At 58.4% G+C, this 9,385-nt stretch carries 8 protein-coding genes and 2 pseudogenes; 6 read left to right on the top strand and 4 right to left on the bottom strand.

Annotated elements, in window-relative coordinates; translation table 11 throughout:
• Both B2M20_RS20410 and B2M20_RS19645 read left to right on the top strand, forming a co-directional pair.
• Nucleotides 1-94 (top strand): annotated as a pseudogene (locus B2M20_RS20410) (energy transducer TonB); the annotation flags it as partial.
• 127 nt (nucleotides 95-221) lie between these two features.
• Nucleotides 222-392 (top strand): hypothetical protein, encoded by a 171-nt coding sequence (locus B2M20_RS19645; RefSeq protein WP_158081555.1) that lies wholly within the window; start codon nucleotides 222-224, stop codon nucleotides 390-392.
• A gap of 57 nt (nucleotides 393-449) precedes the next feature.
• Here the strand turns inward: B2M20_RS19645 and B2M20_RS16535 are convergent, their stop codons facing one another.
• Both B2M20_RS16535 and B2M20_RS16530 read right to left on the bottom strand, forming a co-directional pair.
• Complete coding sequence (locus tag B2M20_RS16535) at nucleotides 450-3,602, bottom strand: efflux RND transporter permease subunit (protein ID WP_079448117.1); 3,153 nt, start codon at nucleotides 3,600-3,602, stop codon at nucleotides 450-452.
• Between the two features lie 2 nt (nucleotides 3,603-3,604).
• The gene (locus B2M20_RS16530) at nucleotides 3,605-4,717 is read right to left on the bottom strand and encodes an efflux RND transporter periplasmic adaptor subunit (protein ID WP_079448116.1); all 1,113 of its coding nucleotides are present in this window, start codon (nucleotides 4,715-4,717) and stop codon (nucleotides 3,605-3,607) included.
• Between the two features lie 102 nt (nucleotides 4,718-4,819).
• On the opposite strand from B2M20_RS16530, the gene B2M20_RS16525 reads away from it, so the two are divergent.
• The 4 genes from B2M20_RS16525 to B2M20_RS16510 all read left to right on the top strand — a co-directional run bounded on the left by B2M20_RS16525 (nucleotide 4,820) and on the right by B2M20_RS16510 (nucleotide 8,235).
• Nucleotides 4,820-5,371: a glycogen/starch/alpha-glucan phosphorylase gene (locus B2M20_RS16525; protein ID WP_079448115.1), complete on the top strand. Its 552-nt coding sequence runs from the start codon at nucleotides 4,820-4,822 to the stop codon at nucleotides 5,369-5,371.
• Nucleotides 5,372-5,602: 231 nt separating this feature from the next.
• Complete coding sequence (locus tag B2M20_RS16520) at nucleotides 5,603-6,685, top strand: AI-2E family transporter (RefSeq protein WP_079448144.1); 1,083 nt, start codon at nucleotides 5,603-5,605, stop codon at nucleotides 6,683-6,685.
• Between the two features lie 77 nt (nucleotides 6,686-6,762).
• Nucleotides 6,763-6,984 (top strand): DUF3141 domain-containing protein, encoded by a 222-nt coding sequence (locus B2M20_RS19235; protein WP_420799321.1) that lies wholly within the window; start codon nucleotides 6,763-6,765, stop codon nucleotides 6,982-6,984.
• A 36-nt stretch (nucleotides 6,985-7,020) separates the two neighbouring features.
• Entirely contained in the window at nucleotides 7,021-8,235 is a 1,215-nt protein-coding gene (locus B2M20_RS16510) for an acetate/propionate family kinase (RefSeq protein ID WP_079448113.1), read from the top strand.
• Between the two features lie 117 nt (nucleotides 8,236-8,352).
• Here B2M20_RS16510 and B2M20_RS20815 read toward each other — a convergent pair.
• Together B2M20_RS20815 and B2M20_RS16505 are read right to left on the bottom strand one after the other, a co-directional pair.
• Nucleotides 8,353-8,457 (bottom strand): annotated as a pseudogene (locus tag B2M20_RS20815) (succinyl-CoA--3-ketoacid-CoA transferase); the annotation flags it as partial.
• A 53-nt stretch (nucleotides 8,458-8,510) separates the two neighbouring features.
• Nucleotides 8,511-9,194, bottom strand: a complete 684-nt coding sequence (locus tag B2M20_RS16505) for a helix-turn-helix domain-containing protein (RefSeq protein WP_079448112.1) — start codon at nucleotides 9,192-9,194, stop codon at nucleotides 8,511-8,513.
• Nucleotides 9,195-9,385: the final 191 nt, after the last annotated feature.

Below are 9,385 nucleotides of genomic sequence, written 5' to 3'. Positions count from 1 at the left end.
GTCCGATCCGGTGCCGCCGCCGCCACCGCTGATAGCGGACGAGGGATTGAGCTTCACCCTGCCCGTCGTCTTCCGCGTCAAAGGCAAAGGATAAGGCGGGGGCAGAAACCACGCGCATTGAGACACTCAGCCTGGAAGCGACCGTAGCATGTTAATGCGCGGGGGGATCTCGCCGTGAATTGGGGACGGAGAGTAGCGAAAGTGCTCAGGGGGTCGCGCGTTTGGCGGCTTTAGCGTGTCATGCTGAAAAGAAACAAGCCACCCAAGCTGTCTCGAAAGTTGAAGGCGTCTCTTTTGCCGCGCAATTTATTGAAGCGGCCGAACGCCATTATATTGATCGGCTTTCTGTCAACGTCATTGAGATGAGGCTCCATGGAGCAGAAAAGCGCTAATGCGCCTAGGTCGCTCATGGCGCGCCCTTCTTCGAAACTCAACGACAACGACAAGACTCAATGGTCTGCGGCGGTTGTGTGAGAACCTGGCTTGGTCCCAAACCTCGCCTTGATCCGTTCGCGAAGGTCCTGGAAGAGAACGTACAGCGGAGGGATAGCGAAGACGCCGATCAACGATGCCGCCAGCATACCGCCGAAGACGGGAGTGGCGACGTTGCGAAACGCAAGTTTGGAGGCGCCGGACGCGATGACGAGGGGAACGAGTCCTAGAATGAAGGCAAACGACGTCATCATGACCGGCCGAAATCGTAACCGTGCACCTTCGACCGCCGCCTCATGCAGGGGGTGACCTTGCTCGCGCCGCGCCTTGGCGAATTCAACGATCAGAATGCCGTTCTTCGCTGCCAAGCCGATCAGAACGATCATTCCGATCTGCGCGTAGAGATCGAGCGTCAGCCCCGCGAGTACGATGGAAAGATAGGCACCCGCCACTCCGACCGAGACCGACAGCAAAACCGGTACCGGTATGGTCCAACTCTCATAGAGCCCGACAAGGAAGAGATATGCAAACAACAACGCGAACGCGAGGATGACCGGAGTCTGCCCCTCCGCCCGCTTTTCCTGGAACGAGATGTCGGTCCACGACCCCCGATATCCGGATGGCAATGTCTTCGCCGCCACAGCGTCCATCGCGGCGAGCGCTTGCCCCGAGGACACGCCCGGAGCCGGCCCGCCCAGAACGGTCGCGGCACGTGTATTATTGTAGCGGATCAGCCCCTGCGGGCCGAGCGCGATGCGCACCTCAACGAGGCTGCGCAGTGAAACCATTTGTCCGTCCTTGCTGCGTACATTGATGCGATAGATATCCTCAACGGAGGAACGGTCCTCGCTTTCCGCCTGCACCTGGACCTGCCAGGTACGCCCGAACAGGTTGATGTCATTGACGTAGAAGCCTCCGAGCGAGGTCTGCAGCGCCTGGAATATCGAGTTGATTTCAATCCCGAGGATGCGCGCCTTGTCGCGATCGATCTCCAGGAACACCGATGGATTGGTCGCAGAGAAGGTCGTGAACACCCGCGAGAGCTGCGGGTCCTGGTTCGCCGCGATCACCAGCCCACGCAGCGCCTGAGCCATGTTGGCAGGTTCGCCGCCCTGCAAATCCTGCAGCACGTAGCTGAAACCGCCGCCGGTACCGAGGCCGATGATCGGCGGCGGCGCCAATGGAACGGCGCTGCCTCCCCTTACGCTGCGCAGCGCGGATGCGAGCCGTGCGATGATTGCATCTGACGTTTCGGTAGCTCCTGTACGCTCCTCAAAATCCTTGAGCGTGACGACCATGAAGCCGGAGTTGGGCTGGGAGTAATTGTCGACGAAGTTCAATCCGATGATAGAGTTTACATCGGCGATCGAGCTTTCCTTCTTGAGGATGTCCTCGGCTTGCCGCACCACCTCCGATGTGCGCCCGATCGAGGCGCCGTCGGGCAATTGGACGACAACGAAGAATGCGCCCTGATCATCGGACGGGATGAAGCCGGTCGGGGTTACCCTCGCAAGCAGCCCAATGCCGGCAAACGCTGCCACAACGACGACGATCCCCACAACTGCAAGCCGAACCAGCCGCGCAACGGCCAAACCGTAGCCATCGCGGACGACGTCGATTCCCCGGCTCAACCTCCCCATCAAGCCGCGTTTCGGTCCGTGATGAGGCTTCAGCAGAACTGCGCAGAGAGCCGGCGATAGCGTCAGCGCGTTGATAGCCGACAGGAACATGGAGACCGCGACCGTGACGGCAAACTGCCGGAACAATTCGCCGGAAATCCCGGAAATGAAGGCAACCGGCACGAACACCGCGAGTAGCACCAGTGTGATTGCGATGATGGGTGCGAAGATACTCTGCATCGCGAGTTTGGTTGCTTCTCCTGCCGACAGCTCGGGATGCGCCTCCATCGTTTGTTCGACGGCCTCGACCACCACGATGGCATCGTCCACCACGATGCCGATCGCCAGGATCATCGCGAGAAGCGACACGGTATTGGCGGAGTACCCGATGGCGTTGAGCACGATGAAGGTGCCAATCAGGCTGACGGGAACGGCGATCATTGGAATCAAGGTGGCGCGGATGTTTCCCAGGAAGATGAAGACCACCAGCAGCACCAGCAGGGCGGCTTCGAGGAGGGTGTGTTTTACCTTCTCGATCGTCGCCCTGACGAAGACAGTTGGATCATAGGTGACCTTCCAAGCCACGCCTTCCGGAAACGACTTGGCATTGTCCGTCAATAGCTTGTTGAGCGCGTCGACGCTCCGGAGGGCGTTCGCGCCGGGAGTCTGATAGATTCCGATCAGCGTCGCCGCAGCGCCGTTCAGGCGCGTCGACCTGTCCAGATTTGCGGCGCCGAGTTCCAGGCGGGCGATATCGCCGAGGCGCAGGACCGATCCGTCGGGATTGCTCCGGATGATGACTCTTTCGAACTCCTTCGTCGAGGAGAGTCTTCCCTTGGTCTGGATGTTGAGCTGGAGCTGCTGGTCGTCGGACACCGGACGCGCACCGATTCGTCCGACGGCCGCCTGCACGTTCTGCGTTTGGATGGCCGAGATCACGTCGCCGGCGGTCAGCCCAAGGCCGGTCAATTGATCCGTCTTGAGCCAGATTCGCATCGAATAGTCCTGCGGACCGAACAATTGGGCATCGCCGACACCGGGTGTGCTCCGGATCTGGTCCAGCAGATTGATCGTGACGTAGTTGGACAGGAACAGTTCGTCGTAGGCCTGCGTCGGCGAATACACCGCGACAACGGCGAGAAGCGCGGACGACTTCTTCTTCACCGTAATGCCCGATCGCTTAACTTCTTCCGGCATCTTGGCGAGTGCGATCTGAACACGGTTATTGACATTGACCGTGTTGATATCGGGATCGGTGCCGAGTTCGAACGAAGCCAACAACGAATAGCTGCCGTCGTTGCCGGAGATGCTCTTCATGTAGATCATCTTGTCGACGCCGACGACCTGGGATTCGATCACCTGGGCGACCGTGGAATCGACGACCAGCGAGGATGCGCCTGGGTAGACGGCGGTCACCGAGACTTGCGGCGGAACGATGTTTGGAAGCTGCGCGATCGGAATCACAAGCAGCGACACCAGCCCGGCGATGGCGGTGACAACGGCAATGACAACGGCCAGACGCGGACGCTCGACGAAGATGGATGACAGCATGGCTAGAGCCCGCGAACAGGGGGCTGGGCCGGCGAAGCGGTGACGGCGGCGCCCTGTCTCAGGCCCTGCACGCCCTGAACGACAACCATCTCGCCACCGGTCAATCCTTCGAGGACGACGACCGAGCCACCCTTCGTAGGTCCGAGTCTGACCCGTTTGACCACGGCCTTGCTGTCCTCGATGACGAATACATAGGTGCCAAGCTGATCGGCGATCAGGGCGGCCTGTGGGACAACAACACGCTCCTCGGGTTTGCCGCTCTCGACGGCGACGTGAACGAGTTGGCCATCGACAAGTTCGTCATTCGGGTTAGCGATCTTGGCGCGCACCGTCACCGCGTCGGTCGCCCGGTCGACCTTGACGTCGACGAAGTCGATCTGCCCTTTCTCGCCATAGGCCGCGCCGTTTGAAAACTGAATGTTGACGTTGAAGTCCTTCGCCGATTGCTTCCTGGTGCCGCGACCTTCCTCTTTTAGCCGCAGAAATTCGCGCTGGCTGACCGGAAAGACGACATACATCGGATCAGAGCTGACGATTGTGGTCAGCACGCCCGAATTTGGCCCGACGACATTGCCGCGCGTGACAGCAGTTCGACCGATCCGCCCATCGATCGGCGACGTAATGTCGGTGTAGGCGAGGTTGATCTCTGCCGTCTTGAGATCAGCTTCGGCGGCAGCAAAATTCCCTTCGGCCTCCCGCGCGGATGCAGTGCGGTCGTCGCGCGTGGCCTGGGAAATCGCGCTGGTCTTTATCAATTCATCAGCACGTCGCTTCTGGATGTTTGCATTTTCCAGAAGAGCCCGCATTTTCTCGACGGCCGCCCTTGCCTGTTGGACCGCGGCCTCGAACGGCCCCTTCTCGATTTGATAGAGAGGTGCGCCCTGTTTCACCCGGTCGCCGTCCTTGAACTCGACCTTCTCTAGAAAGCCGGTGATGCGCGCACGCACGTCGACGTGCTCAATGGCTTCAATCCTGCCCACGAAGCGGGTTGTGTCGGCCAATGCGGTCTTTTCCGCCGGCACGACGCTTACTTGAATAGTGGGTGGCTGCTGCGCCAGAGCGGCGGATGAAATGAGAAACAGGCAGGAAAACCAGATCTTCGCGCGAGCCGCCATATGAACCCCCCGGCTGCCGATCGGATAGCGTCTTTTTATTCGAATCCGACAGACCTTGATCTACGGCTGACCAGATATCCACAATCTGCCAACTGACTCAGGTTGGCAAGTGGGGCAGCTTTCAAACCTCAGGTAGAAACCAAAGAAGTCTCGGCGCCCGAGCGCGCGAAGGAAATCGAAAAGCACACGTCGGCTGCCGTCATAAGGTTGGGCAGTCCAGTCGGGGCTGCCGAGAATTTCTTCCTGTTCGGTCTGACGGCCGCAGAGGTCGAGCGATTGAAGGCTGGGGGCTACGCGCCGCGCGAATTCTACGAGTCAAATCCGGAGTTGCGCGAAGCGATCGATCTCATCAGTTCGGGGTTCTTTTCGAACGGTGATCGCGCACTCTTCCAGCCCCTCGTCGAATCGCTGATCACCCGCGACGACTACATGCTGCTAGCCGACTATCAGGCCTACGTGGAATGCCAACAAAGCGTCAGTCGAGCGTACTCCGATCAGAGCGCATGGACGCGCATGTCCATTCTGAACTGCGCGCGAGTCGGTCGCTTCTCATCCGACCGCTCGATCCGGGAGTACTGCCGCGACATCTGGAACGTTAGGCCAATCCAGAGTGTAGCAGGGCGGTGGGTACGCTTGAGAACGGCCGTCGACTGACAGTTGATCTAGATCAAAGCCGGCGATGCGATTCCTTCCCTAACATGTGCCGTTGCGACAACGGCGCAGCCGGCCACCGCGCCCATCGCGGCCCGCTTGCAGGCGGGGACAGATGCAAACCAGACAAGCGTGCTGCGCGGCTTGACCTGCAAGGTCGCGATTGCTGACGTCAGGCTAGCCTGCGGCCGATAGCTTGGCGACGGTATGTCTGCCCTCAAAAAGAGGTTGTCCTTGAAAACCTTTCGCCAGTACTTGCCCGGAGACGACGTCATTCAGCTTGTGATCCGCCTCGGGTTGCTTGCTTTCCTGATCTACTGGACGATCCTTCTGATCCGGCCTTTTGTGCCTGTCTTGGCCTGGAGCATCGTGCTTGCTGTTGCGCTCTATCCTGTCTTCAATTTTCTTTCCAAGCTTCTTGGCGGTCGTCCAAAGCTCGCAGCGGCAATTCTCACCCTCATCAATCTCGGAATTGTCATCGGACCAGCAACCTGGCTTGGCTTGAGTGCCTTGGACGGAGTGAAGGAGTTCGCTGGAAATCTGGGTGCTGGTAACCTCGTGATTCCATCACCGCCGGAAAGCATTAATAACTGGCCGCTCATCGGCCCGAGTCTTTACGAGTTCTGGAATCAGGCATCCAGCAACATTCGAGCTGCTTTGCGTGAGGTGGCTCCTTATCTGAAGCCACTGGCAGGCGTTTTATTAGCTCTTGCCGGCAATGCCGGCGTGGGCTTGCTGAAATTTATTCTGTCTGTAGCGCTGGCCGGGTTTCTCTTCCCTTATGGCTCGCAGCTTGTAGAGGCAGGCAAGAGCTTCCTCTATCGCATCGTGCCTGAGCAGAGCGAACATTTCCTCGAACTAGCGGGTGCGACCATCCGCGCGGTATCCCAGGGTGTCATCGGTGTCGCAGTCATCCAGTCCTTATTGGCCGGCATTGGCTTCAAGCTGGCAGGTATTCCAAGCGCCGGTTTGTTGGCCTTCGCAGTTATGATCCTGTCGATCATTCAAGTCGGCGCGGCAATCGTCCTGGTTCCGGTAGTCATTTGGATATGGACGGACAAGGATTTCACCACAGCGCTTCTGCTGACGGTATTCCTGGGTCTCGTCGGCGTAATCGACAACATCTTGAAACCGCTGGTAATGAAGCGTGGCCTGACCACCCCGACACTCGTCATCTTTGTCGGGGTGATCGGAGGAACGCTCGCGCATGGAATTGTCGGCCTCTTTGTCGGACCGATCATTCTTTCTCTGGCCTGGGAATTGACGGTGGCCTGGATACGTAGCGATCGCGCCGACACAGCGCCATTGTCGGGCTGAATATCGAACGTTGACCTAAATCAACGCTCGATACCTCGATGCTCCTTGAATGAATTGCACGATAGCGAGGTCGAGACATCAGGGCAGACAACGAAATTGGCGTTGCGATGAAAGTAGGTCATCTCGGCTATCTGATCGGCTTCCTGCCCGAGCTGATACTTGGACAAACGATCAGGCGTATCGCGCGCCGAAGCATGTTGATCGAGAGTGTCATCAGCCGTTACCCGCAAGCCGCCGGCAAGCCATGTGTGATCGAAGCTACCAGGCCGACTCGCTGCGGCTCTCGGTGCGAGTGCTAGACGTTAGAAAACCTCAACAGTTGCCGCGTGATCGCTATGGATACTATCCTCGTCGTCAATGCAGGCTCCTCAAGCGTCAAGTTCCAGATCTTTTCGGTCGAGGGTGAGGGAGATCTGCGACGCCAGATCAAGGGCCAGATCGATGGCATTGGCAGTCGTCCTCGCCTGCGGGCGAGCGGCGTGCGTGGCGTACCACTGGCCCACCGCGCCTATCCGATCGAATCGGTTTCGGACGTCTCAGCCGCGATGGGCGTTGCCAGCGGATGGCTGCGGGATGAACTCCGCATTAGCCCGATGGCAGTCGGCCATCGCGTGGTCCACGGCGGTCCGGACTTCGTCGGGCCGGTGCTGATCGATCATGGCATCGTAGCCCAGCTGGAGCGGTTTGTAGCGCTGGCCCCGCTTCATCAGCCGCATAATTTGGCTCTCGTCCGGTCACTTCTCGCTAATTTTCCAACACTCCCACAGGTGGCTTGTTTCGATACTGCGTTTCACCGCACGCGTGACGCTGTCTCTGACCACTATGCAATTCCTCACCAATTATATGCCGAGGGTGTGCGGCGTTACGGATTCCACGGTCTCTCATATGAATATGTCGCGAAGACTTTGCCGCACGTCGCGCCCGAAATCGCCAAGGGGCGGGTGATTGTCGCGCATCTCGGTAGCGGAGCCTCGATGTGCGCGTTGAAGGGGGGACGTAGCATCGAGAGCACGATGGGATTCACGGCGCTCGACGGGCTACCTATGGGAACGCGTCCAGGCCAAATCGATCCCGGTGTCGTGCTCTATCTGATCTCGGAGAAGGGAATGTCGCCTGCTAAAGTACAAGACTTCCTTTACCGGGATAGCGGATTGAAAGGACTCTCGGGCGTCAGCAACGACATGCGCGAACTGGAGGCGAGCGAAGACCCTAAGGTGAAACTCGCGATTGATTATTTCGTTTATCGGGTCGGCCTCCATGCTGGCATGCTCGCAGCCGCGCTGCAGGGTCTCGACGCCTTTGTCTTTACCGCCGGTATCGGCGAAAACTCGATCCGGATACGGGCGCGCATCGTCGATCAATTGAGGTGGCTTGGCGCTACGCTTAATCCCATCGGGAATTCCCGTCACATGCGTCTGATATCCGGTTCCGACAGCTGCATCCCGGTTTACGTCATACCGACCGACGAAGAGTTGATGATTGCGCAGCACACGTTGTCGCTGTTGCTGGAGAGGCCGTCGCCGGGTGTTAGGCATGAGAGAGCATCATGATTTCTGTTTTTTCGGATGCCAGGCAATCGAAGTACCGCGCGCAATCTCGTCAGCATCGGGGACGTCGGAACGCAAGCATTTCTGGAACCCGACGGTGCCAACTCACGGGGTGAAGTCGCGGCAGGATGCATCCGTTGACGATCGTCGAATGACCTTCGCGGCGTGCTGCATGGCGACGATAACGCGCTTCGCGCCACTCATGAGGTCCATCGTCCCGCCCATTTCCGTATATCGCAAGATCCTCGACTACCTCGCGTCGATCGGCGCTCAAGGAGTCAGTTTTGCAGATCGAGGGTAGCGAGCTGCCTTCGATTCAGAAGGGTGATCTGACGTCGATTGGTGCCTATGAAACCGATGATACCGAGTTCATGTAGTCGCGATAGGGCACGCGATACCGTTTCCAGCGTCAGCCCGAGGTAGTCGGCAATGTCGCGCCGCGACATCGGCAGTGGCATGACGCCGGCTGCTGCAAGTCGCCGATCCATCTCGACCAGGAAGGCCGCGACCCGCTCCAGAGAGGTCTTTCGGCCGAGCAGGAGCATGTGATTTTCGGCATGCTCCAGATTTTCCGTGGTCATGCCGAGCAGATTCCGCGAGACCATGGCATCGCTCTCTGCCATCATCTCAAGGCTCCGCCGTTTGATCAAGCGAACCGTGGTGTTCACGATCGCCTCTGCCGTAAACCGATGCTCGCTTCCGTTTTCCAGTCCGAAGATGTCGCCGACGAGGTGAAACGCACCGATCTGGCGGCGACCGTCTGGAAGCAATTTGTAGCTTCGCACCGAGCCCGCCTTGACCTGATAGACATAGTCCGCAGGCTCCTTTTCCCCATAGATTTCAGAGCCTTTCTTGTAGGTAAATTCGTTTAAACTTACTTTTTGATTTGAATCACCCGCTATTCCGAGCTCGCCGAAAGAGATGGCACGATACGCCAAATCGTTGGTGATGCGGACAAACATGGCCAACTCCTGTGTAACTGGTTGTTGGATATGGTCTGCCTCTAAGAATATGTTTCCGTGGGAGGAAGGCTCTTTGCCGTGGCCGTGGAGCTTCCGCTAAGACATGTTTCTTGACCATTGTCTGAAGGGACATTGTACCTAGGGACAGGTCTGCAATAGGATGTCCGAAAAAATGAAAACCGGACCCCTTG

The organism is Nitrobacter vulgaris, assembly GCF_002028545.1.
GTDB classification, from domain to species: domain Bacteria; phylum Pseudomonadota; class Alphaproteobacteria; order Rhizobiales; family Xanthobacteraceae; genus Nitrobacter; species Nitrobacter vulgaris.
The sequence above is the reverse complement of the archived record's forward strand: the minus strand, read 5'-3'. Positions and strand labels throughout refer to the sequence as shown.